Origin of the sequence: Pedococcus dokdonensis (assembly GCF_900104525.1) — a bacterium.
Classification (GTDB): domain Bacteria; phylum Actinomycetota; class Actinomycetes; order Actinomycetales; family Dermatophilaceae; genus Pedococcus; species Pedococcus dokdonensis.
The window spans coordinates 2,307,378-2,329,202 of the sequence record NZ_LT629711.1 but is presented as its reverse complement, the minus strand read 5'-3'; the positions used below and the strand labels follow the sequence as shown (position 1 = coordinate 2,329,202).

At 70.3% G+C, this 21,825-nt stretch carries 24 protein-coding genes; 18 read left to right on the top strand and 6 right to left on the bottom strand.

Going from position 1 to position 21,825, the window contains the following annotated elements:
* Positions 1-71 precede the first annotated feature (71 nt).
* The gene (gene mca / locus BLQ34_RS10905; protein ID WP_231961045.1) at positions 72-1,007 is read left to right on the top strand and encodes a mycothiol conjugate amidase Mca; all 936 of its coding nucleotides are present in this window, start codon (positions 72-74) and stop codon (positions 1,005-1,007) included.
* On the top strand, positions 1,004-1,243 hold the full coding sequence (locus BLQ34_RS10900) for a hypothetical protein (RefSeq protein ID WP_091785203.1): 240 nt from the start codon (positions 1,004-1,006) through the stop codon (positions 1,241-1,243). The genes mca and BLQ34_RS10900 overlap by 4 nt, the downstream gene beginning before the upstream one ends.
* On the opposite strand, the gene trhA is transcribed toward BLQ34_RS10900, so the two are convergent.
* Positions 1,219-1,917, bottom strand: a complete 699-nt coding sequence (trhA, locus tag BLQ34_RS10895; protein ID WP_091785200.1) for a PAQR family membrane homeostasis protein TrhA — start codon at positions 1,915-1,917, stop codon at positions 1,219-1,221. The genes BLQ34_RS10900 and trhA overlap by 25 nt on opposite strands.
* 201 nt (positions 1,918-2,118) lie before the next feature.
* Here trhA and BLQ34_RS10890 point away from each other — a divergent pair, with 201 nt between their 5' ends.
* From BLQ34_RS10890 to BLQ34_RS10880, 3 genes are all read left to right on the top strand, one after another.
* Entirely contained in the window at positions 2,119-2,880 is a 762-nt protein-coding gene (locus BLQ34_RS10890; protein ID WP_091785197.1) for an isoprenyl transferase, read from the top strand.
* 461 nt (positions 2,881-3,341) lie between these two features.
* Positions 3,342-4,577 (top strand): PhoH family protein, encoded by a 1,236-nt coding sequence (locus BLQ34_RS10885; protein WP_231961550.1) that lies wholly within the window; start codon positions 3,342-3,344, stop codon positions 4,575-4,577.
* A 289-nt stretch (positions 4,578-4,866) separates the two neighbouring features.
* Positions 4,867-5,619 carry an aggregation-promoting factor C-terminal-like domain-containing protein gene (locus BLQ34_RS10880; protein ID WP_091785193.1) on the top strand — a complete coding sequence of 251 codons (753 nt, stop codon included), beginning with the start codon at positions 4,867-4,869 and terminating at the stop codon, positions 5,617-5,619.
* A gap of 13 nt (positions 5,620-5,632) precedes the next feature.
* Here the strand turns inward: BLQ34_RS10880 and BLQ34_RS10875 are convergent, their stop codons facing one another.
* Complete coding sequence (locus BLQ34_RS10875; RefSeq protein ID WP_091785191.1) at positions 5,633-7,036, bottom strand: class II fumarate hydratase; 1,404 nt, start codon at positions 7,034-7,036, stop codon at positions 5,633-5,635.
* 59 nt (positions 7,037-7,095) lie between these two features.
* A complete protein-coding gene (coaA, locus tag BLQ34_RS10870; protein WP_091785188.1) occupies positions 7,096-8,067 on the bottom strand; it encodes a type I pantothenate kinase in 972 nt (323 codons plus the stop codon).
* Positions 8,068-8,159: 92 nt separating this feature from the next.
* On the opposite strand from coaA, the gene glmS reads away from it, so the two are divergent.
* The 9 genes from glmS to tsaD all read left to right on the top strand — a co-directional run bounded on the left by glmS (position 8,160) and on the right by tsaD (position 17,145).
* Complete coding sequence (gene glmS / locus BLQ34_RS10865; protein ID WP_091785185.1) at positions 8,160-10,019, top strand: glutamine--fructose-6-phosphate transaminase (isomerizing); 1,860 nt, start codon at positions 8,160-8,162, stop codon at positions 10,017-10,019.
* Positions 10,020-10,029: 10 nt separating this feature from the next.
* Entirely contained in the window at positions 10,030-10,380 is a 351-nt protein-coding gene (locus BLQ34_RS10860) for a holo-ACP synthase (RefSeq protein WP_091785182.1), read from the top strand.
* Between the two features lie 53 nt (positions 10,381-10,433).
* Positions 10,434-11,855, top strand: a complete 1,422-nt coding sequence (locus BLQ34_RS10855) for a bifunctional ADP-dependent NAD(P)H-hydrate dehydratase/NAD(P)H-hydrate epimerase (protein ID WP_331712498.1) — start codon at positions 10,434-10,436, stop codon at positions 11,853-11,855.
* Positions 11,856-12,126: 271 nt separating this feature from the next.
* Positions 12,127-13,311, top strand: a complete 1,185-nt coding sequence (gene alr / locus BLQ34_RS10850; RefSeq protein WP_091785176.1) for an alanine racemase — start codon at positions 12,127-12,129, stop codon at positions 13,309-13,311.
* A complete protein-coding gene (locus BLQ34_RS10845; RefSeq protein WP_157692998.1) occupies positions 13,308-14,495 on the top strand; it encodes an alpha/beta fold hydrolase in 1,188 nt (395 codons plus the stop codon). Before alr ends, BLQ34_RS10845 begins: the two co-directional genes overlap by 4 nt.
* Positions 14,488-14,961, top strand: a complete 474-nt coding sequence (gene tsaE / locus BLQ34_RS10840) for a tRNA (adenosine(37)-N6)-threonylcarbamoyltransferase complex ATPase subunit type 1 TsaE (RefSeq protein ID WP_091789832.1) — start codon at positions 14,488-14,490, stop codon at positions 14,959-14,961. Before BLQ34_RS10845 ends, tsaE begins: the two co-directional genes overlap by 8 nt.
* A complete protein-coding gene (tsaB, locus tag BLQ34_RS10835; RefSeq protein WP_091785170.1) occupies positions 14,958-15,632 on the top strand; it encodes a tRNA (adenosine(37)-N6)-threonylcarbamoyltransferase complex dimerization subunit type 1 TsaB in 675 nt (224 codons plus the stop codon). Before tsaE ends, tsaB begins: the two co-directional genes overlap by 4 nt.
* A complete protein-coding gene (rimI, locus tag BLQ34_RS10830; protein WP_091785168.1) occupies positions 15,629-16,099 on the top strand; it encodes a ribosomal protein S18-alanine N-acetyltransferase in 471 nt (156 codons plus the stop codon). The genes tsaB and rimI overlap by 4 nt, the downstream gene beginning before the upstream one ends.
* The gene (gene tsaD, locus BLQ34_RS10825; RefSeq protein ID WP_091785165.1) at positions 16,096-17,145 is read left to right on the top strand and encodes a tRNA (adenosine(37)-N6)-threonylcarbamoyltransferase complex transferase subunit TsaD; all 1,050 of its coding nucleotides are present in this window, start codon (positions 16,096-16,098) and stop codon (positions 17,143-17,145) included. Before rimI ends, tsaD begins: the two co-directional genes overlap by 4 nt.
* A 3-nt stretch (positions 17,146-17,148) precedes the next feature.
* On the opposite strand, the gene BLQ34_RS10820 is transcribed toward tsaD, so the two are convergent.
* Together BLQ34_RS10820 and BLQ34_RS10815 are read right to left on the bottom strand one after the other, a co-directional pair.
* On the bottom strand, positions 17,149-17,805 hold the full coding sequence (locus BLQ34_RS10820; RefSeq protein ID WP_091785162.1) for a response regulator: 657 nt from the start codon (positions 17,803-17,805) through the stop codon (positions 17,149-17,151).
* Positions 17,802-18,941, bottom strand: coding sequence for a sensor histidine kinase (locus BLQ34_RS10815; RefSeq protein ID WP_091785159.1), 1,140 nt, complete (start codon positions 18,939-18,941; stop codon positions 17,802-17,804). Before BLQ34_RS10815 ends, BLQ34_RS10820 begins: the two co-directional genes overlap by 4 nt.
* 163 nt (positions 18,942-19,104) lie before the next feature.
* Here BLQ34_RS10815 and BLQ34_RS10810 point away from each other — a divergent pair, with 163 nt between their 5' ends.
* The 4 genes from BLQ34_RS10810 (at position 19,105) to BLQ34_RS10795 (ending at position 21,301) form a co-directional block, all read left to right on the top strand.
* Positions 19,105-19,611, top strand: coding sequence for a DUF6326 family protein (locus BLQ34_RS10810; RefSeq protein WP_231961041.1), 507 nt, complete (start codon positions 19,105-19,107; stop codon positions 19,609-19,611).
* 296 nt (positions 19,612-19,907) lie between these two features.
* Positions 19,908-20,450 (top strand): hypothetical protein, encoded by a 543-nt coding sequence (locus BLQ34_RS18795; protein ID WP_157692997.1) that lies wholly within the window; start codon positions 19,908-19,910, stop codon positions 20,448-20,450.
* Positions 20,447-21,004 carry a hypothetical protein gene (locus BLQ34_RS10800; RefSeq protein ID WP_091785153.1) on the top strand — a complete coding sequence of 186 codons (558 nt, stop codon included), beginning with the start codon at positions 20,447-20,449 and terminating at the stop codon, positions 21,002-21,004. The genes BLQ34_RS18795 and BLQ34_RS10800 overlap by 4 nt, the downstream gene beginning before the upstream one ends.
* A 36-nt stretch (positions 21,005-21,040) precedes the next feature.
* A complete protein-coding gene (locus BLQ34_RS10795; RefSeq protein ID WP_091785150.1) occupies positions 21,041-21,301 on the top strand; it encodes a hypothetical protein in 261 nt (86 codons plus the stop codon).
* 19 nt (positions 21,302-21,320) lie between these two features.
* Here BLQ34_RS10795 and BLQ34_RS10790 read toward each other — a convergent pair whose 3' ends face one another.
* Entirely contained in the window at positions 21,321-21,788 is a 468-nt protein-coding gene (locus BLQ34_RS10790; protein WP_091785148.1) for an SRPBCC family protein, read from the bottom strand.
* Positions 21,789-21,825: the final 37 nt, after the last annotated feature.

The following is a 21,825-nucleotide window of genomic DNA, read 5'->3' as shown; positions in this document are numbered from 1 at the left end:
GGATGGCTGGCGGTCCGGTGTTCATGCCGGACGGACACCATTGTCGGCGATGGACGAGTGAGGTTGTGCAGGTGGCTGACCGGTTGCGGCTCATGGCGGTGCACGCGCACCCCGACGACGAGTCGAGCAAGGGCGCGGCGACGATGGCGAAGTATGCCGCCACCGGCTACGACGTGCTGGTGGTCTCGTGCACCGGGGGCGAGCGCGGCGACGTGCTGAACCCGCGGCTCAAGGGCGACCCCCACATCGAGCGTGACCTGGCCCAGGTGCGGCGCGAGGAGATGGCGCGAGCCCAGGAGATCCTCGGGGTCGAGCACACCTGGCTCGGGTTCGTCGACTCGGGGCTGCCCGAGGGCGACCCGCTGCCGCCACTGCCAGAGGGATGCTTCGCACTCGAGCCGATCGAGGTGACGACCGAGGCACTGGTCCGCGAGATCCGCCGGTTCCGTCCGCACGTCATGACGACGTACGACGAGAACGGCGGCTACCCGCACCCCGACCACATCATGACCCACACGGTGTCGATGTCCGCCTTCGCGGCGGCCGGTGACGCGGCGGCATACCCGCATGCAGGGCAGCCCTGGCAACCGCTGAAGATCTACTACAACTCGCACAACCGGGCGAAGTACGCGGCGTTCCACGACGCCTTGCTCGCGCAGGGGGTGGAGAGCCCGTATGCCGACTGGCTGAAGGACTGGGACCCGGCCACCGCCCGGACCATCACCACCCGCGTGAACTGTGCCGACTACTTCGACCAGCGTGACCAGGCGCTGCTCGCGCACGCGACCCAGATCGACCCCGACGGGGCGTGGTTCCAGGTGCCGCGCGAGATGCAGGTCGCGGTGTGGCCGACCGAGGACTTCGAGGCTGCGGTGTCGTACGTGCCGGTCGAGCCGGTCGAGGACGACCTCTTCGCCGGGATCGCCGACGTCGCAGCCGGTGACCGGCTGGCCACCGCCGGCGACCTCGACATCGCCTACGACGGACGCAAGGAGGCGAAGGCGTGAACGGCGCTCCCTCGGCGATGGTCTCGCCCGGGCTGTGGGGCTTCGTGGCGTTCTTCGTGCTCGCGATCGCGCTCTACCTGCTGATGCGCAACATGAACGCCCGCATGCGCCGGATGTCCTACCGCTCCGAGGAGCGGGCCCGCGAGGCAGAACAGCTGCACGCGCAGCAGGACGATGCGGCGAAGGGTCCGGGGGAGGGTGAGGCGACGCCTCAGGAGGGCGAGCCGGCTCCGTAGACCGACATCGACGCCGCGATGTAGTGCACCACGAACGCGGCGACGGTCAGGGTGTGGAAGATCTCGTGGAACCCGAACCAGCGCGGCGAGGGGTTCGGCCGCTTGATGCCGTAGACCAGCGCGCCCGCGGTGTAGAGCAGGCCACCCACCGCGATCAGCGTCACGATCGCCGGTCCGCCGAACTTGAGCAACGGGCCGAGGTAGAAGACCGCGACCCAGCCGAGGGCGACGTAGACCGGCGTGTAGAGCCAGCGCGGTGCGCCGACCCAGAACACGCGGAACAGCACCCCCGCGACGGCGCCGATCCAGACGATGAGCAGCATGGTGCGGGCGTCGTCCTTGGGCAACAGCAGCGCGAACGGCGTGTAGGTGCCGGCGATGATCAGGAAGATGTTGGAGTGGTCCATCCGCTTCAGGATCCCGGCGACCTTCGGCGACCAGTTGCCGCGGTGGTAGACGGCCGAGGTGCCGAACAGCAGCCAGGCCGAGACGCTGAAGACGACGGCGGCGAGGCGGGCGGGAGTCGTGGGGGCGAGCGCGATCAGGACGATGCCTGCCGCGACCGCGAGCGGGACCATGCCGGCGTGCAGCCAGCCGCGCAGGTGGGGCTTCACTGCGGCGACGACAGTCTCGACGGGTCCCTGCGGAGAGCGGGGTGCGGGTACCGTGGTCATGGACCCACTGTAACCTACGGTCGCGTAGGTTACTAGCGCGTAGGTTGTGAGCCTCGCCTCAGCCGGTCGGGACACTCGGGCCGCGTCGAACCTGACAGAGGGGTCCGTACCTTCAGTGCCCGATGACGTCGTAGCCGTTCGCCGGGGACATGGTCGTCATCCTGCCGGACCGCGACCGCCCGGCGGGGGTAGCGTGGTGGGGTGGCTCTGTCCGACCTCCTGTATGCCGCGTACGAGCGGCAGCTGAGCCGTCGCCTCTCCAAGGAGACGCTCCCGCGCCACGTCGGCGTGATGCTGGACGGCAACCGCCGCTGGGCCAAGGCCCGTGGTCACGGCACCAAGGAAGGCCACCAGGCCGGGGCCGACAACATCGCCGGCTTCCTGGACTGGTGCGAGGAGGCCCGCGTCGAGGTCGTCACCTTGTGGCTGCTCTCGACCGACAACCTCAACCGGCCCCCTGCCGAGGTCGTGCCGCTCCTGTCGATCATCGAGACGACCGTGACCGACCTCGCCCAGACCAAGCGCTGGGTGATCAACCCGGTGGGCTCGCTCGACCTCCTGCCGGCCGAGACGGCCCGCCGGCTCAAGGAGGCGGCCGACCTCACCGAAGGCGTCCAGGGCATGACCGTGAACGTCGCGGTCGGCTACGGCGGGCGCCAGGAGATCACCGACGCCGTCCGCTCGATGCTGGTCTCGCACGCCGCGAACGGCACCACCATCGAGGAGCTCGCCGAGACCCTCCAGGTCGAGCACATCGCGGAGCACCTCTACACCAAGGGCCAGCCCGACCCCGACCTCGTGATCCGCACCTCGGGGGAGCAGCGGCTGTCGGGGTTCCTGCTCTGGCAGAGCGCGCACAGCGAGTTCTACTTCTGCGAGGCCTACTGGCCCGACTTCCGGCACGTCGACTTCCTCCGCGCGCTGCGTGCCTACGCCGAGCGCAACCGCAGGTTCGGCGGCTAGGGGCGCACCCGAGTCGGGCGGGCGGCATACCAACGTCCGAGGGGCGGATCGGGCCAACGGGTTAACTCTGGATGACACGCCGCGAGCCTGCCTTCCCCGGGGCGACGTCGGTCGTACCGTCCGTAGTGACGCGGGGCACCCGTCGCGCGTTCGGGGAGGCCAACCTATGGAGCAGATCCAGCTCCGAGCGGAGGGCCGGAACCGGCCCACCCGCACTGGGTTGACCTGGTCCCGGCACCTCGTTCGCGAGTAGGCGCACCGCGCCGAAGCGCGCGTTGTGCCAAGGAGAGACATTGGCCTCGAACCCCGACAGCACCCGTCGTACCTCGACCTCTCCGGCTGCGCCGCGGGAAACACCCGCGGCCAAGCGCAAGCCCAAGGCGACCGCGCCCGAGCTCCAGGCGACCGGGACCAGGACCTTCGTGCTCGACACCTCGGTGCTCCTGTCCGACCCACGGGCGATGGTGCGGTTCAAGGAGCACGAAGTGGTGCTGCCGGTCGTGGTGGTGACCGAGCTCGAGGCGAAACGGCACCACCCCGAGCTGGGCTACTTCGCCCGGCAGGCACTGCGGCTGCTCGACGACCTGCGGATCAGCCAGGGCCGGCTCGACGCGCCGGTCTCGGTCGGCACCGACGGTGGCACGCTGCGGGTCGAGCTGAACCACACCGACCCGACCTCGCTGCCGGCCGGTTTCCGGCTGGGCGACAACGACACCCGCATCCTGTCGGTGGCCAAGAACCTGTCCAACGAGGGCTTCGACGTCACGATCGTCAGCAAGGACCTGCCGATGCGGGTCAAGGCGTCCGCGGTCGGGCTGGTCGCGGAGGAGTACCGCGCCGAGCTCACCGTCGACACCGGCTGGACGGGCATGGCCGAGCTCGACGTCACGGTCGAGGAGATGGACGCGCTCTACGAGCACGGCCGGATCGAGAACGCGACTGCCGCCGAGATGCCCTGCCACACCGGGGTCGTCCTGCTCTCGCCGCGGGGAAGCGGTCTGGGGCGGGTCGGCGCCGACAAGCAGGTGCGCCTCGTGCGCGGCGACCGCGACGCGTTCGGCCTGCACGGCCGCAGCGCCGAGCAGCGGATCGCGCTCGACATCCTGCTCGACCCCGACGTGGGCATCGTGTCGCTCGGCGGGCGGGCCGGCACCGGGAAGTCCGCCCTGGCGCTGTGCGCCGGCATCGAGGCGGTCATGGAGCGGCGCCAGCACCGCAAGGTCGTCGTCTTCCGCCCCTTGTATGCCGTGGGCGGCCAGGAGCTGGGCTACCTGCCGGGGAGCGAGTCGGAGAAGATGGGGCCGTGGGCCCAGGCGGTCTTCGACACCCTCGGCGCGCTGGTCTCACACGAGGTGGTCGAGGAGATCATGGACCGAGGCATGCTCGAGGTCCTGCCCCTGACGCACATCCGTGGCCGCTCGCTGCACGACGCGTTCGTGATCGTCGACGAGGCCCAGAGCCTCGAGCGCAACGTGCTGCTCACCGTGCTGTCGCGGATCGGCCAGAACTCCCGGGTCGTGCTCACCCACGACGTCGCCCAGCGCGACAACCTGCGCGTCGGCCGGCACGACGGCGTCGCAGCGGTCATCGAGGCGCTCAAGGGCCACCCGCTCTTCGCGCACGTGACGCTGACCCGCAGCGAGCGCAGCCCGATCGCGGCACTGGTGACCGACCTGCTGGAGGGCCTCGAGGTCTGAGGAGGGGCGGGGAATCGCCGGATTGGCCCGGTTCCGGCGGTTCCCCTCCACCGAAAGGATGACTCAGTCGTCACATCCGTCACAGGGGCACCAGAATGTGGTTGACGATTCGATTTCGTCGTGGCCCCTGAGGTAAGGTCTCGGTTTCATAACGTGCCGGGACGCTGTTCTGTTGGGCTGTTGGTGCAGCCGCGCAGTCCGTAGGGCGACTTCGGCGAATACATCCCCCCGGCACCGATCTCAGAGGCCACCCACGCATGCGGTGGCCTTCTCTTTGGAGGAACCCCGTATGAGTCAGCCCTACCAGGGACGGCACCGCAACGTGTCGACCCGCGGCAGGCGAGCCCATCGCTCCTCCTCCGGTCTCACGAAGGCGATCCGTCGCCCCGCCGTGACCTCCAGCGTGCTGCTCGCGGTCGTCGCGACCACCGCCGCCGGCTACCAGGCCGCCGACGAGCGCCAGACCGGTGCGGCCGCGTTCACGGTCAGCACCGAGGCGATCGCCCAGGCCAACGAGCTCGCGGACGCCCAGATCGAGGACACCGCGCGCCTCGCCGCCGACCGCAACAACACCAACGCCAGCATCGCCGCCGCGCAGGAGAAGGACCGCGTCGCCGCGATCGCCGCTGCGAAGGCGGCCGACAAGGCGCGTCGCGAGGCCGCCAAGAAGGTCGCCCGCGAGAAGGCCCGCAAGGCGCTCGCCGCCAAGAAGCAGGCCATCCTGGCCAATGCGCAGGCCGACCCCCGCGCCGCAGCCCGCGCGCTGATGCCCGAGTTCGGCTTCGACGACAGCCAGTGGAGCTGCCTCGACAACCTCTGGATGGGCGAGAGCGGTTGGCGCTACACCGCCGAGAACTCCTCGTCCGGCGCCTACGGCATCCCGCAGTCGCTGCCCGGCTCCAAGATGGCCACCATCGCCTCCGACTGGCGCACCAACCCGGTCACCCAGATCCGCTGGGGCCTGAAGTACATCAAGAGCTCCTACGGCACCCCGTGCGGCGCCTGGGGTGCGTGGCAGAGCCGCTCCCCGCACTGGTACTGAGCCGACCCGCGCCTCAGCGCGGTGGGCGGGTCATCGCCAGGACGTCCAGCGCCTCGTCGAGCTGCTGCTCGGTGAGCTCGCCGTTGGCCACGTGGCCACGCTCGATGACGACGTCGCGGATCGAGCGGCGCTCCTTGATCGACTGCTTGGCGACCGCTGCGGCCGCCTCGTAGCCGATGTAGCGGTTGAGTGGCGTGACGATCGAGGGAGACCCCTCCGCCAGCCCTCGGGAGCGCTCGACGTCGGCCTCGATGCCGTCGACGCAGCGGTCGGCCAGCACCCGGGCCGCGGCGGCCAGCAGGGTGGCCGACTCGAGGATGTTGCGGGCCATGACGGGCAGCATCACGTTGAGCTCGAAGGCCCCTGAGGCACCGGCCACCGTGATCGCGGCGTCGTTGCCGATCACCTGGGCGCACACCATCAGGGTGGCCTCGGGCAGCACCGGGTTGACCTTGCCGGGCATGATGCTCGACCCGGGTTGGAGGTCGGGCAGGTGGATCTCGCCGAGCCCGGAGCGCGGACCGGACGACATCCAGCGCAGGTCGTTGCAGATCTTGGTGAGGCTGACGGCGACCACCTTGAGCGCCCCGCTGAGCTCGACCACGGCGTCCTGGGCGGACTGCGCCTCGAAGTGGTCGGCCGCCTCACGGAAGGCCATTCCCGTCCGCTCGCTGACCCGTTCGATGACGGCCCTGGCGAAGCCCGGAGCGGCGTTGAGGCCGGTGCCTGCTGCGGTACCGCCCAGGGGGAGCTCGGACGTCGCCTGCGCGGCCACGAGCACCCGTTCGGCGCCGAGCTCCACCTGCCGTGCATAGCCCCCGAACTCCTGCCCGAGCGTCACCGGCACCGCGTCCATCAGGTGCGTGCGCCCGGCCTTGACGACGTCGACGAACTCGGTCTCCTTGGCCCGCAACGACTTAGCGAGGTGCAGCAGGCTCGGCGCCAGGTCGCGGTGCACGGCGAGGGTGGCGGCGATCCGCAGCGCGCTGGGGAAGGTGTCGTTGCTCGACTGGCCGGCGTTGACGTGGTCGTTCGGGTGGACGGCCTGGTCGGTCGCCAGGTGGGCGATCCGCGCGACGACCTCGTTGACGTTCATGTTGGTCGACGTGCCCGAGCCGGTCTGGAAGACGTCGATCGGGAACTGGTCGTCGTGCTGCCCGTCGGCGACCTCCGTCGCCGCAGCCGCGACGGCCTCGGCCATCGGGCGTTCGAGCACACCCAGCTCGGCGTTCACCTCGGCTGCGGCAGCCTTGAGCTGCGCGAGGGCGTGCACCACCCCGGTCGGCACCGGTTGGCCCGAGATCGGGAAGTTCTCGACCGCGCGGGCGGTCTGCGCGCCCCACAAGGCGTCGGCCGGCACCTCCACGTCGCCCATCGAGTCGTGCTCGGTCCGGGTGGCAGGCGTCTGCTCGCTCATACCCCCATCATGCGCCGAGGCGGGGTGTGCCGCGTGGCCGGCCGCACGGCCTACCTGCCTCAGAGCTTGCGGAGACGGATCCGGCGGACGCTGTGGTCCTTGCCCTTGGCCAGCACGAGGGTGGCCCGGCTGCGGGTGGGGAGCACGTTCTCGCGCAGGTTGACCTCGTTGATGGTCCTCCAGATCCGGGCGGCGGTCTCGCGGGCCTGCTCGTCGGACAGCGCGGCATACCGGTGGAAGTAGGAGTCAGGGTCGGCGAAGGCGGTCTCGCGCAGGCGCAGGAACCGGTCGACGTACCACTGCCGGATGTCGTCGAGGTGGGCGTCGACATAGACCGAGAAGTCGAAGAAGTCGCTCACGGCGAGGCCGCTGCGACCGTCCTCGTGCAGACGCGGCGCCTGGAGCACGTTGAGGCCCTCGACGATGAGGACGTCCGGCTGGCGCACCACGATCCGCTCACCGGGGACGATGTCGTAGGTGAGGTGTGAGTAGACGGGGGCGCTCACCTCCGCCTTGCCGGACTTCACCTCGGCAACGAAGCGCAGCAGTGCCCGGCGATCGTAGGACTCAGGGAAACCCTTGCGCTGCAACAGGTTGCGGCTCTCGAGCTCGGCATTGGGGTAGAGGAACCCGTCGGTGGTGACGAGCTCGACCTCGGGGGTGCCGGGCCAGCGGGACAGCAGCTCCTTGAGGAGGCGGGCGGTGGTGGACTTGCCCACGGCGACCGAGCCGGCCACCCCGATCACGAACGGCGTCTTGGCCGGGCTCTCGCCGAGGAAGTCGCCGGTGATCCGGTGCAGCCCGGCAGTGGCGCCCACGTAGAAGTTGAGCAGCCGCGACAGGGGCAGGTAGACCTCCTCGACCTCGGTGAGGTCGATCCGCTCGCCGAGTCCCTGGAGGCGGGTCAGGTCGTCGGCGTCGAGGCTGAGCGGCTGGTTCTCGCGCAGCCGGGCCCAGGCTGCGCGGTCCAGCTCGACGTAGGGCGACGGGAGGGCGACGTTGCCGTTCGCGGGGTGGCTCACGGGCGCCATTCTTGCTCACGGCGCGTGGGGGTGGCCGGGCGCGCTGCGGGCAGCGCCCGTGGATGCCGTCCCGAGGGCGATGGGCCATTAGGCTGGCCACCATGTGTGGAATCGTCGGATACGTCGGCCCCAACGCCGACGGCAAAGCGCTGGACGTCGTCATGGAGGGCCTGGCCCGCCTGGAGTACCGGGGCTACGACTCCGCCGGGGTGGCCCTCGTCACCGAGGACGGCGTCGCGAGCGAGAAGCGTGCCGGCAAGCTGGTCAACCTCCAGGGCGCGCTCGACGAGGACGACCTGCCCGGCGCGACCACCGGCATCGGCCACACCCGCTGGGCGACCCACGGCGGCCCCACCGACCAGAACGCCCACCCGCACCGCGCCGGCGAGGACGGCAAGCTCGCGCTGATCCACAACGGCATCATCGAGAACTTCCACCAGCTGAAGAACGCGCTCCTCGCCGAGGGCACGGCGTTCACCAGCGAGACCGACACCGAGGTGGCCGCCCACCTGGTGGCCCGTGAGTACGCGCAGACCGGTGACCTCACCCAGGCGATGCAGAACGTCGTCAACCGGCTCGAGGGTGCGTTCACGTTGCTGGCCGTGCACGCCGACAGCCCCGGTGTCGTCGTCGGGGCCCGCCGCAACAGCCCGCTCGTCGTGGGGCTCGGCGAGGGCGAGAACTTCCTCGGCTCGGACGTGGCGGCCTTCATCGGTCACACCCGGAACGCACTCGAGCTCGGCCAGGACCAGATCGTCACGATCACGCCGGACTCCTACTCCGTCATCAACTTCGACGGCAGCCCGGCCGAGGGCAAGCACTACGAGGTCACCTGGGACGCAGCAGCGGCCGAGAAGGGCGGCTACGCGACCTTCATGGAGAAGGAGATCAACGAGCAGCCGCACGCCGTGGGTGACACGCTGCTCGGCCGGACCGACGTCGACGGCCGGTTGGTGCTCGACGACATGTCGATCACCGAGGACCAGCTGCGCGACGTCGACCGCATCATCATCGTGGCGTGCGGCACAGCGGCCTATGCCGGCATGGTCGCCAAGTACGCGATCGAGCACTGGACCCGCATCCCGGTCGAGGTCTCGCTCGCCCACGAGTTCCGCTACAGCGACCCGATCGCCACCGACCGGACGCTGGTCGTCTCGATCAGCCAGTCCGGCGAGACGATGGACACGCTGATGGCGGTCAAGCACGCCCACGAGCTGGGTGCGCTGACCCTCAGCATCTGCAACACCCACGGCTCGACCATCCCGCGCGAGTCCGACGCCGTGCTCTACACGCACGCCGGCCCCGAGATCGCGGTCGCCTCGACCAAGGCGTTCCTCGCCCAGATCACGGCCTGCTACATCCTCGGCCTCTACCTCGCCCAGCTGCGCGGTGGCACCTTCGCCGACGACGCGCAGTCGGTGATGAAGGAGCTGCACGAGGTCCCGGCCAAGCTCGAGGAGCTGCTCGGCCGGATGGACCGGGTCAAGGAGATCGCCCGGTTCATGGCCGACACCCGCTCGGTGCTCTTCCTCGGCCGAAACGTCGGTTACCCGGTCGCCATGGAGGGCGCGCTCAAGCTCAAGGAGCTCGCCTACATCCACGCCGAGGGCTTCGCGGCCGGCGAGCTCAAGCACGGCCCGATCGCGCTGATCGACGCCGGCCAGCCGGTCTTCATCGTCGTCCCCGGTCCGGGCACCCCGCACGAGCTGCACAAGAAGGTGGTCTCCAACATCCAGGAGATCCGCGCGCGCGGCGCCCGCACCATCGTGGTCGCCGAGGACGGCGACGAGGACGTGCTGCCGTTCGCCGACGAGGTGATCCGCGTGCCCGCGACGTCGCCGTTGCTCGCGCCGCTGCTCACCGTGGTGCCGCTCCAGGTCTTCGCGCTGCACCTGTCCACCGCCAAGGGCCTCGACGTCGACCAGCCTCGGAACCTCGCGAAGAGCGTCACGGTCGAGTGAGCGACCGCCGGTGATCATCGGGGTCGGCATCGACGTGGTCGACGTCGAGCGCTTCGGGCAGACGCTCGAGCGCACCCCCGGCCTGCGTGACCGGCTGTTCACCGACGAGGAGCGCGGGCTGCCGCTGAACTCGCTGGCCGCGCGGTTCGCCGCCAAGGAGGCCCTGGCCAAGGCCCTCGGCGCGCCCGTCGGGCTGCACTGGCAGGACGCCACCGTGCGCCGCGGCGAGGACGGCCGTCCGCACCTGCAGGTCACCGGCACCGTCGAGGCGCGCGCCGAGGCCCTGGGGGTGCACGCCATGCACATCTCGCTCTCGCACGACGCCGGCATCGCCTCGGCCGTCGTCATCGCCGAGGGCTGACGATGCTCCGGGCCTGGTCCGCAGCGCGCGTCCGCGCCGCCGAGGAGGCGGTGATGGCCGACCTCCCTGAGGGCGAGCTGATGGCCCGCGCCGCCGACGGGCTGGCCGAGGTGTGCCGTGCCCGCCTCGCCTCGTCAGGGGGGAGTCGCGTCGTCGTCCTCGCCGGAGCGGGCAACAACGGCGCGGATGCCTTGTATGCCGCGGTGCACCTCGCCGCCGAAGGTTTCGACTGCGTCGCGCTGCAGGGTGATTGGATGCTCGCGATCGGGGATGCGGCGTCGTGGGGCGCCTCCGGAGTGCGGGTGCTCGGACCTGACGATGACTGGGCTGGGGCTCTTGCCTCCGCCGAGCTCGTGGTCGACGGGGTGCTGGGGATCGGCGGCCGACCGGGTCTGCCCGACCTGGCCGCGCAGTGGGTCGACGCGATCCCCGACAGCGCCTACGTGGTGGCGGTGGACCTGCCATCCGGTCAGGACCCCGCCGGCCGACAGGTGTCCGACACCGGGGTGTTCGCCGACGAGACGGTGACCTTCGGGGTGGCCAAGCCGGTGCACCTGCTCCCGGCCAGCGAGGCCGCAGTCGGGCGCCTGACCCTCGTCGACATCGGCCTCGGCATCGGTCGGGACGGTGACGACGAGCCCGCTGACGTGGAGCGGCTCGACTTCGCCGACGTGGCCAGGCTCTGGCCGGTGCCGGGTGCGGGTGACGACAAGTACTCCCGCGGCGTGCTGGGGGTCGTGGCCGGGGGAGAGGACTACACCGGCGCGCCCCTGCTCTGTTGCACGGCCGCGGTCGGGGCCGGGCTGGGCATGCTCCGCTACGTCGGCACCCCGACCCCGACGGCTCTGGTGAGGGCCGAAGTGCCCGAGGCGGTGCACGGGGAAGGGCGGGTGCAGGCCTGGGTCGTCGGTCCCGGCCTCGACACCCACTCGCGGGCGGCCGGCTCGAAGGCCCAGCTCGACGTCGCACGCAGCGCGCTCGCCTCCGACCTGCCGGTGCTGGTCGACGCGGGCGGGCTCGACCTCGTCGACGGTCCACGCCCCGGCCCGACCCTGCTGACCCCGCACGCGGGTGAGCTGGCCCGGCTGCTGAGCCGGCTGTCCGGCGAGGAGACGGATCGCGAGACCGTGCAGGCCGACCCGCTCGGGCACGCGCGGCAGGTCGCTGACCGCACCGGCGCGACGGTTCTTCTCAAGGGCGCCACCACCCTGGTCGTGCCGCCCACCACGGCAGGACTACCGGTGCGCTCGCAGAACGACGCCCCACCGTGGCTGGCGACCGCCGGCGCCGGCGACGTGCTCGCGGGCGTCTGTGGTGCGTTGCTCGCCGGGGGCCTCAGCCCGCTCGACGCCGGCAGCCTCGGCGCCCTGGTGCACGGAGTGGCCGCCGACCTGGCCAACCCGGGTGGTCCGGTGCGCGCGCTCGCGGTGGCGCACGCCATACCGGGAGCCGTGGCGCACCTGCTCACCCGCTGACCCGCTAACCCGTCGCTATCTCATGCAAAAGGCGAGTTAGCGACAGGTCCGGCGTCGCTGTCTCATGCAAAAGGCGAGTTAGCGACGGGTCCGGCGTCGCTAGCTCATGCAAAAGGCGAGTTAGCGACAGGTCCGGCGTCGCTATCTCATGCAAAAGGCGAGTTAGCGACGGGTCCGGCGTCGCTATCTCATGCAAAAGGCGAGTGAGCGACGGTCGGGTCGCCCACCTGCTCGCTCGCTGAACTGGGCGTCCGTGAAAGACTGGACGACGATGAGTGCCACCACGTCCAGCACCCCCCCAGCCCCGGTCCCGCCGGGGCTGCCCGCGTGCGCCCAGGTCGACCTCTCTGCCATCAGCAGCAACGTCTCCGCGCTCAAGTCGCGGGCCGGCGACGCCGAGGTGATGGCGGTCGTGAAGGCCGACGCCTACGGCCACGGGCTGGTCCCCAGTGCCCGCGCCGCCCTGCGTGGCGGTGCCACCTGGCTGGGGGTCGCTCAGCTGCCCGAGGCGGTGGAGCTGCGCCGTGCCGGGGTCGTTGCTCCGCTGCTGTCATGGCTGCACGTCCCGGGGCAGGACTTCACCGAGGCGCTCGAGCTCGGCATCGACCTGGGTGTCTCGACGACGTGGGCGCTCGACCAGGTGATGGCTGCTGCGACGGCGACCGGACGCACCGCCCGCGTGCACCTCAAGGTCGACACCGGTCTGGGGCGCAACGGCGCCTGGGACGACGACCTCGCTGCCCTGCTTTCCACCCTGGCTGGCGCGCAGGCTGAGGGCTCGGTCGAGGTGGTCGGTCTGTTCAGCCACTTCGCCTACGCGGATGCCCCGCAGCACCCGACCGTGCGCGCGCAGCAGGAACGGTTCGAGGGCATCATCGAGCAGGCGGCCAGGGCGGGGGTCGAGCCGCAGGTGCGGCACCTCGCCAACTCCGCAGCCACGCTGACCAACCCGTCGGCGCACTACGACCTGGTCCGTCCGGGCGTCTCCGTCTACGGCCTGTCGCCCGTGCCCGACCTCGGCGCACCCGAGGACTTCGGGCTGCGCGAGGCGATGCGACTCGTGTCGCGACTGTCGAGCGTCAAGGATTCGCCTGCCGGACAAGGTGTTTCGTACGGTCACGTCTACACCACGGCCGAGCCGACCAAGCTCGGGCTCGTGCCGATGGGTTACAGCGACGGAGTGCCGCGGCACGCCACCAGTGTCGGCCCGGTGCAGGTGGGCGATCGTCGGTATGTCGTCGCGGGCCGGGTCTGCATGGACCAGTTCGTGCTCGACCTCGGCGCTGACTCGCCCGCGCTGGCCGGCGACGAGGTCGTGCTGTTCGGCGTCGGTGCGCAGGGCGAACCGACCGCGCAGGACTGGGCAGCGGCGATCGACACGATCAACTACGAGATCGTGACGCGGGTGGGGGCGCGGGTGCCGCGGGTCCATGTCGGTGGGGAGGGCGCGGCGTGAGTCCAGCCAACCGCGGGCTGATCGGGCTCGGCGTCGGTCTGGCGGCTGCAGGGGCCGCGACCGCCGCAGGCATCGCCGCCGGACGGGTGAGCAAGGAACGGCACGCGCGGCTGTCGGTGCTGGCACCCGCGGGCGCCTACGCCCACACGCCCGACAGGGAGCTCGTCGTCGTCGCGGACGACGGAGTGCCGCTGCACGTCGAGATCGATGAACCCGAGCCGTCTGCGGCTGCGGGCCCCGGTGAGCCCGCGGACAAGCCGACGGTCGTGTTCTCGCACGGGTTCTGCCTCAGCCTGGAGAGCTGGGTGCTGCAGCGGAAGGCACTGGTGCGCAACGGCTACCGCGTCGTGACGTGGGACCAGCGCGGGCACGGACGGTCTGGCCGGGGCAGTGAGGCGTCGTGCGACATCGACCAGCTCGGCCGCGACCTGTCCCGCGTGATCGAGGAGACCACGCCGTCCGGGCAGCTCGTCCTCATCGGTCACTCGATGGGTGGCATGACGATGATGGCGCTCGCCGGCGAGCACCCTGAGCTGGTGCGCGACCGGGTGGTGGCGACGGCGTTCGTGGCGACCAGCGCCGGCGGGGCACAGCTCGTCTCGCTCGGCTTCGGACAGTACTTCGGCAAGCTGGTGGGCCGGTTCGGGCCCGGCGTGCTCGACCGGCTGTCCGCCCGTCCGGGTCTGGTGCGCACCGCACTGCGGGCCGGCCGCGACATCGAGGAGTTCCTCGTCGAGCGCTGGAGCTTCGCGTCACCGGTCCCGCCTGCAGCCGTACGGCTCACCGGCGACATGATCTTCGGGACCCCGCTCGACGTGATGGCCGACTTCCTGCCGACCTTCGACCGGCACGACAAGCGGCACGCGCTGGTGCACTTCCACGGCGTCGAGGTGCTGGTGCTCAACGGAGTCCACGACGTGCTCACGCCGCCCGACCACAGCGAGGAGATCGTCCGGCTGGTGCCGGGCGCCGAGCACGTGGTGATCGAGGAAGCCGGGCACATCATCATGCTCGAGCACCCTGAGGTGCTGAACGAGCAGTTCGAGGCGCTGATCGACCGGGGCATGCGAGCTGCCGCCGAGGGCGTGAAGGTCGCGCGCAAGCCGCGGGTCCGTCGCACCGTGACCGACCTCGCCAAGCGTCGCAAGGTCGCCAGGGCCCGTCGTGGAGAAGGCCGTGCCTGACGTCGCTTCGCCCCCGCTCGTCACTCCCGAGGACACCCGCGCCTGGGGCGCTCGGTTGGGCAGGCTGTTGTCCGCAGGCGACCTGGTGGTGCTCACCGGTGGGTTGGGGGCTGGCAAGACCACGCTCACCCAGGGTCTGGCGGAGGGGGTCGGGGTGCGCGGCCCGATCACCTCGCCGACGTTCGTCATCGCCCGGGTGCACCCGTCGGTGACCGGCGGGCCAGCGCTCGTGCACGTCGACGCCTACCGGCTGGGCGGGTTCGCCGAGCTCGACGACCTCGACCTCGACACCTCGTTGGAGGAGTCCGTGACCGTCGTCGAATGGGGTCACGGCCTCGCGGAGGACCTCGCCGACGACCGGCTCGAGGTGACCCTCACCGGGGAGTCGACGCGCCAGGCCCGTGTCCAGTCCCACGGCGGCCGCTGGGACGGCGTCGACCTGACTTCCCTGGAGGTGCCGGTATGAGTCGTGTGGTGCTGTCCATCGACACCTCCACCCTCGTCTCGGTCGCCGTCTCGACCGGGCCTGACTGGGCGCTGGGCGGGTCCGACGACCCGCGAGGACACACCGAGACGGTCGCTCCACTGATCCACTCCCAGCTCTCTCGGCTGGGCCTGACCCCGGCCGACGTCACCGACGTGGTGGTCGGCAACGGCCCGGGGCCGTTCACCGGGCTGCGGGTCGGGATCGTCACCGGGCTCGTCTTCGGTCACGCCCTCGGCATCCCCGTCCACGGCGTGTGCAGCCTCGACGCGCTGGCGCAGCAGGCCGTGGAACAGGTCGGGTCAGGCGAGTTCGTCGTGGCAACCGACGCGCGACGCAAGGAGGTCTACTGGGCCCGCTACCGCGTCGACCCCTCGCGTCCCCAGGAGGACCAGGCCCTGCGCCTCACCGAACCAGCCGTGATCCGGCCTGCGGACCTGCCCGAGGGCGTGCGATCCCTCCCGACGGCCGGCCAGGGGCCGACGATCTATCCCAACCTCTTCCCGCGTCCGGTGGGCGTCGTCGGCGTCTCCGCCGGCTTGCTCGGTCACATTGCGGTGCAACGGCTCTCGCAAGGGGAGACCCTGCCGGTCGAGCCGCTCTACCTGCGTCGCCCCGACGCCCTCACGACTGCCGAGCGGGCCAAGTCATGAGCGCAACGATGACCCTGCGCGACCTGCGGTGGACCGACGTCGACGCAGTCGTCGCACTGGAGACCTCCCTGTTCCCCGACGACGCTTGGACAGCCGCCTCGGTCTGGGCCGAGCTGGCGGCCCGTCCGCGCCGTTCCTACGTGGTCGTGGAGTCTTCCGATGGCGAGCTCGCTGGTTATGGGGGAGTGGACCTGGGCGGCGAGGTCGCCGACATCATGACGATGGCCGTCGCGCCGCACGCGCAGGGCCACGGTCTGGGTCGCCGGCTGCTCGACGAGCTCGTGGCGCGCGCGGTCGCCGACCACGCGGCATACCTCATGCTCGAGGTGCGGGCGGACAACGGTCCGGCGCGGAAGCTCTATGACAGCACGGGCTTCGAGACGATCTCGGTGCGCAAGCGCTACTACCAGCCAGGTGACGTGGACGCGATCATCATGCGGTTGAAGCTCCAGGAGGTGGGACGATGAGTGCGGACCAGCCGCTCGTGCTCGGTCTCGAGACGTCGTGCGACGAGACCGGTGTCGGGATCGTGCGCGGCGAGACGCTGCTGGTCGACGCGATCGCGAGCAGCGTCGACGAGCACGCCCGTTTTGGCGGCGTTGTGCCCGAGGTGGCCAGCCGTGCGCACCTCGAGGCGATGGTGCCGACGATCGAGCGGGCGACCCGCGAGGCCGGCGTCAAGCTCTCCGACCTCGACGCGATCGCGGTGACGTCCGGGCCGGGCTTGGCCGGCGCGTTGATGGTCGGTGTCGCCGCCGCGAAGTCGCTGGCGGTTGCCCTCGGCAAGCCGCTGTATGGCGTGAACCACCTGGCGTCGCACGTCGCCGTCGACATCGTCGAGCACGGGCCGCTGCCGGAGCCGACGCTGGCGATGCTGGTGTCGGGTGGGCACTCGTCGCTGCTGCTGGTGCCCGACGTCACGCACGACATCCAGTCGCTGGGGTCGACGATCGACGACGCGGCGGGGGAGGCGTTCGACAAGGTGGCGCGAGTGCTGGGGCTGCCGTTCCCCGGGGGGCCGCACATCGACCGCATGGCGCGTGAGGGGGACCGGGTGGCGATCGACTTCCCGCGCGGGCTGACCACCGGGCGCGACATGGAGCGCCACCGGTTCGACTTCTCGTTCTCCGGTCTGAAGACCGCGGTGGCGCGCTGGGTGCAGGCGCGCGAGGCGTCGGGCGAGCCGGTGCCGGTCGCGGACGTGGCTGCGTCGTTCCAGGAGGCGGTCACGGATGTGTTGACCCGCAAGGCGATCCTGGCCTGCAAGGAGCACGGCGTCAGCAACCTGCAGATCGGTGGTGGCGTCGCCGCGAACAGCCGACTCCGCGCGATGGCCCAGGAACGTTGCGACGACGCCGGCATCACCCTGCGCGTCCCGCGGCCCGGGCTCTGCACCGACAACGGTGCGATGGTCGCCTCGCTCGGCGCCCAGATGGTGCTGAAGGGACGCACTCCCTCCGAACTCGGACTCCCCGCCGACTCCTCGATGCCCGTCACCCTCGTCCAGGCGTAGGGGCTAGCCAGCTCGGACCCGCTTGGTGTCGTAGGCCCACATCGCGATCTCGACGCGGTTGCGGGCACCGAGCTTGGCCATCAGGGACGCGACGTGGCTCTTGACCGTGCTGAGGCCCACGAAGAGCTCGGTGGCGATCTCGGCGTTGGTCCTGCCCCGGGCGACGAGCGCGAGAACCTCCTCCTCGCGCTCGGTCAGCGGGACGACGGGCTGGACCGGCGTGGTCGGTGTCTGGTCGGCGAAGGTCGCGAGCAGCCGGCGGGTGACGTTGGGGGCGATCAGTGCGTCTCCCTCGGCCGCTGCGTGGATGGCCTGGACGAGAAGAGCCGGCCCGGCGTCCTTCAGCAGGAAGCCGCGCGCGCCAGCTCGCAGCGCACCCAGGACGTACTCGTCGAGGTCGAAGGTGGTGATGACGACGACCGCCATCGGGTCCGGCACGTCCGGCCCGGCCAGCCGTCGGGTCACCTCGACCCCGTCGAGGCCCGGCATGCGGATGTCGACGAGGAGGACGTCGGGACGCAGCCGGGTTGCCAGGGCGAGCGCCTCGAGCCCGTCGGCAGCCTCGCCGACGACCTCCAGGTCGGGTTGGGCGCCGAGGATCATCACCAGCCCGGTCCGCACGAGGTCCTGGTCGTCGGCCACCACGACCCGAATGGTCATGACAAGGCTTCCACGGGCAGGACGGCCTCGACCACCCAGCCACCGTCGGGCCCCGGTCCGGCGGAGAAGGACCCACCCAGGAGCTCGGCCCGTTCGGCCATGCCCCGCAAGCCGAACCCGCGCGCCGGTCCAGGCCCCGGCTCGGTCCGTCCGTCGTCACTGACACGCAGCCGCACGGAGCCAGCCTCACGGCATACGTCGATGGCGACACTGGTCGCGCTCCGGGCGTGGCGCACGGCGTTGGTCAGCGACTCCTGGGCAATCCGGTAGATCGCGGCGTCCACGGGTCCGGGCAACGGGTGCTGTGAACCGTCCACGACCACCTCCACGGTGGGAGAGGGGTGGGCTCGCGCCAGCGCGGGAAGGTCGGCCACGCCCGGCTGTGGTGCGAAGTCGACGGCATCCTCCTCACGCAGCACCCGCACCATCGACCTCATCTCCGCCAGGGTCCGCGACGCCTCGATCTCGATCGCGGCGAGGACCTCGGCGGCCCTCTCGGGCTGCGCGGCGGCGACCACTCCACCGGCCTGTGCCTGCACGGCGATCGCGGAGACGTGGTGGGCGACGGTGTCGTGCAGGTCGCGGGCGAGCGACAGTCGCTCGTCATTGCGGATCTCGCGCTGGCGGCGACGCGAGACGTCAGCGCGGTAGCGGAACGCCGCCGCGAGGGCGACGACCAGCAGCAGGAGGACGACCCCGCCGAACAGCTCGGCCCAGCCCGCGGATGCCGCATACATCCCGAGCGCCACGACCACCGTCACGAACGCGAGGCCCGCGACCACCTCCCGGCCCGACCCCCATCGCGCCAACGAGTAGAGGAGGACCAGGACGGCAGCCATGGAGTAGAGGCCGAGGTCACCGGTGTTCGCCGTGAGCTGGAGTGCCGAGAGTATCCCGGCGACACCCCACCCGAGCGCGGCGGCTGTCAGGGGACGCTGTCGACGCCACGACAGCGCGGGCACCAGCACGAGGGCGAGCACCGTGACCAGGGGTCGCCAGTCCAAGCCCGGCCGGACGATGCCCTCCACCAGTGCTGCGACAGCGAATCCGCCGGCCAGCAGCTGGTCGAGTCGACCGATGGGCGGAGCGTCGGGCGGCCTGGGCTCCTCCCAGACCGAGCTCAGGACAGCGACCACGGCTCCAGCCTAGGGATCGGCTTCCTCTGGGCCTACTGGCCGAAAGAACGACTGGAGAACCGTTCTTCAGGCCGGGTGGGCTGTGGCCTGCGGGCTGATGTGCGTGCCTCTGGACTCGGCGACCGTGGAGCCCACGATCCCTTTCAATCCCTTGGAGCCCACGATGAGTCACACCAGCACCAGCACCGCCCGCACCGCCGCCGCCCGCATGACTGCCGCGGGCGATTCCGCCCGCACGACGGCCGCGGGCGATTCCGCCGCCCGCACCCTGGACGACCCGCGCCTCCCGGTGAGGGTCAAGCTCGCGGCAGCCTGGACGAGCGTCATGTTCCTGTACGCGTACGTCGACATCATCGCCTTCTTCAAGCCCGGCGTCGTCGACACCATCCTCGACGGCAAGGTGTGGGAGTTCGATGCCACCCAGACCCTGTTGACGACCATCATCGCCCTCATGGCGATCCCGACCTTCATGATCGTGCTGTCGACCACGTTGCCTGCGCGGGCATCTCGCCTCACGAACCTCGTTGTGGCCTCGGTGCAGATCCCGTATGCCGCGTTCAACCTGGCGGGCGGGACGTGGCCGTTCTACTACGGTCTGGGCGTCGTCCTGGAGGTCGGCCTGCTCGTCCTCATCCTGCGGATGGCAGCGACCTGGCCGAAGGCTGCCTAGCCAGCGAGTTCTGTGACCAGACCGGTTCAACCTGGGGCTCGGTTAGTAGCCCGCACTCGAGGTGACCGCTCCCAGCTCGGGTGGACACTATGCGCTCGGCAATGCCCAGGCCTGTCTCAGGGGCTGGGCACTGCCGCGTGACTGCCGGTGACTCGGCGTGACTCGACGTGACGCTAGATGACTAGAAAATTAGTCATTGACGGGCAATTTCAATAGAGCGAAAGATGCTTCTGCCACTTGGTCGACGGGACTGCACATAGGGCGCAGATGGCCTCAGGGGCGGGAGGGGTCATCACATGCGCTATGCGAACCTCAAGCGAATCGGCGCTGGCGTTGCGGCGGCTGGCTTGGTGCTGTTGGTGGGCGCCACATCGGCATCAGCCTCTGACGGCGGCGGCACCCAGCGCTGCGCGGAGTACGGCTGGAACTACAAGACATACTCCAGGACGGACAACTGGCGCATCCCCACAGGAGTGCACTGGAAGCATGGGCCGGGGGGCACCGTCTCGGCTAGCCGGGAGAGTACGCAGACGGCAACCATCAGTGTCTCGATGGGGGTTTCGGTTTCGTACTCGGCGATCGTGGCCGAAGCGGAGGCCACCTTCGGCATCGACGCATCGGCGTCGAGTTCCCGATCCGAGACTATTGGGTACTCGCGCAAGATCTCGTCGAACACCAGGTACGGACACGTTCAGTTCGGCAACTGGGGTTACCGAATGGGCGTGAAGAAGTATTACGTGAACTCTGCGTGTGCAGTGACGTCCAGCTATACGGGCACGGTCACCAAGATGCCCAGTGCCAACGTGTGGGGGTACTACTACTGGGAGACCGCAGCGTGATCCCTTCGCTGCGGCGGGTCGGCTTTCGGACCTTTACGGAAAGGCTCGCGCTTGGGCTCGTCGTGACCTTCGTGACCGTCGTGCTTGCCGGCTGTACCGACGCCGATGGCGACATCTCCCGGGCTTCACCCGCGTCTGCGTCCTCCGCGCAGGCCGGTGGGTCCGCCAACTTCGTCGCTCGGATGGATGCCCTGCTGGCAGACGTCAATCAGGTGAAGGATCCTGGCGCGGTCGTGAGTGTGCCGGCGCGGCCGACGGTCGTCCAGCGTCAGCATGGCGTCCAGACAATGATCATCCGCGACGAGGACGCCGGAACTTGGACGCCGGGGAAGTATCGACTTGTGGTCCGGTGCGCCGGCGAAGGCGTACTGGTCGCACACCTCTCGCTCGGCGGTCGTTCGAACATCCGGCAGCTGGATGCTTGCACCGCGGCGACGATGACCGACGCCGTGGAAGTGCAGCTTGATCAGCCCGCTCACAACTCCGTCGTCGTCATCGTGCCCGCCGGCGAGTCCATGGCCGCAGTGGGCTACCAGATCGAGAAGGTTGGATGATGGCACTCGGGCCCAACCGGTGGCGAAGGAGACGGCATGGACGGCGGAGCTCAGGCGGAGCGAGGCAGTGGAGCGCTGGTCAAGTGCCTTGTCGGCGGCTTCGCCCTGGGGGTGGTCGCGGCAGCTCTTCTGGTGCTCCTGCCAGCAGTCATCTCGGGCGACTGGTACGAGTGGAGCGACAGCGCGATCTACCTCGGACTTCCCCTCCTTGCCCTGGGAACGCTGGGCGGGGCCCTGCTCGGCCGCGTCCTCACGACTGGCCAACGCAAGGCTGGGCCCGGCACATCGGCGCGCTAGGTCTCAGTCACTCACTCGATCAGCGTGATTCCTGCTCGAAGGACGCCTTGAGGGCCTCGAGGGTCGTGGTGCGTTCCTTGAGCGCCATGCGACGAAACATCGGTGCGCCCAGCCCCCACACGCCATACGCCAACATCTTGGCGTGGTGGCGGACCACCGTCCCACCGTCGGTGCTGGACTCCAGGTTGTAGCTCGGCCAACCCTCGAACTTGACCTTCCCCGCTCGGGACTTCTGCCACCAGTGGTAGACGATCTCGTAGGGGCGCTCCAGCACCGCGATCTCGCCCGGCATCGCACCCTGCCGCGTCTGGTCGACATAGGTCGTGCCGACTCCGGCTTCTCCCGGCGAGGTCTGCCGGGTGCGTTTGAGCATGCTGCCGCGATGGGCCATCCAGTCGTTGTGGCCCTCGATGTCGACGAGTCGGGCGAAGACCTCCTCGATCGGGGCACGGACCTCGCGCGTGATCTCGAACTCGATCGGCTTCATGCACCCAGACTCCTCGCGAGGGACTGGCGGGACAAGG

Bases quoted from the DNA above. Each gene is read 5' to 3' on its own strand.
- alr (WP_091785176.1), top strand. From the start codon at position 12,127: ATGAGTGCCACCACGTCCAGCACCCCCCCAGCCCCGGTCCCGCCGGGG.
- coaA (WP_091785188.1), bottom strand. From the start codon at position 8,067: ATGGCGCCCGTGAGCCACCCCGCGAACGGCAACGTCGCCCTCCCGTCG.
- trhA (WP_091785200.1), bottom strand. From the start codon at position 1,917: ATGACCACGGTACCCGCACCCCGCTCTCCGCAGGGACCCGTCGAGACT.
- tsaB (WP_091785170.1), top strand. From the start codon at position 14,958: ATGAGTCGTGTGGTGCTGTCCATCGACACCTCCACCCTCGTCTCGGTC.
- rimI (WP_091785168.1), top strand. From the start codon at position 15,629: ATGAGCGCAACGATGACCCTGCGCGACCTGCGGTGGACCGACGTCGAC.
- BLQ34_RS10880 (WP_091785193.1), top strand. From the start codon at position 4,867: ATGAGTCAGCCCTACCAGGGACGGCACCGCAACGTGTCGACCCGCGGC.
- BLQ34_RS10820 (WP_091785162.1), bottom strand. From the start codon at position 17,805: ATGACCATTCGGGTCGTGGTGGCCGACGACCAGGACCTCGTGCGGACC.
- BLQ34_RS10795 (WP_091785150.1), top strand. From the start codon at position 21,041: ATGGACGGCGGAGCTCAGGCGGAGCGAGGCAGTGGAGCGCTGGTCAAG.
- BLQ34_RS10875 (WP_091785191.1), bottom strand. From the start codon at position 7,036: ATGAGCGAGCAGACGCCTGCCACCCGGACCGAGCACGACTCGATGGGC.
- BLQ34_RS10790 (WP_091785148.1), bottom strand. From the start codon at position 21,788: ATGAAGCCGATCGAGTTCGAGATCACGCGCGAGGTCCGTGCCCCGATC.
- BLQ34_RS10855 (WP_331712498.1), top strand. From the start codon at position 10,434: ATGGCCGACCTCCCTGAGGGCGAGCTGATGGCCCGCGCCGCCGACGGG.
- BLQ34_RS10885 (WP_231961550.1), top strand. From the start codon at position 3,342: ATGGTGCGGTTCAAGGAGCACGAAGTGGTGCTGCCGGTCGTGGTGGTG.
- tsaD (WP_091785165.1), top strand. From the start codon at position 16,096: ATGAGTGCGGACCAGCCGCTCGTGCTCGGTCTCGAGACGTCGTGCGAC.
- BLQ34_RS18795 (WP_157692997.1), top strand. From the start codon at position 19,908: ATGCGCTATGCGAACCTCAAGCGAATCGGCGCTGGCGTTGCGGCGGCT.
- BLQ34_RS10810 (WP_231961041.1), top strand. From the start codon at position 19,105: ATGAGTCACACCAGCACCAGCACCGCCCGCACCGCCGCCGCCCGCATG.
- glmS (WP_091785185.1), top strand. From the start codon at position 8,160: ATGTGTGGAATCGTCGGATACGTCGGCCCCAACGCCGACGGCAAAGCG.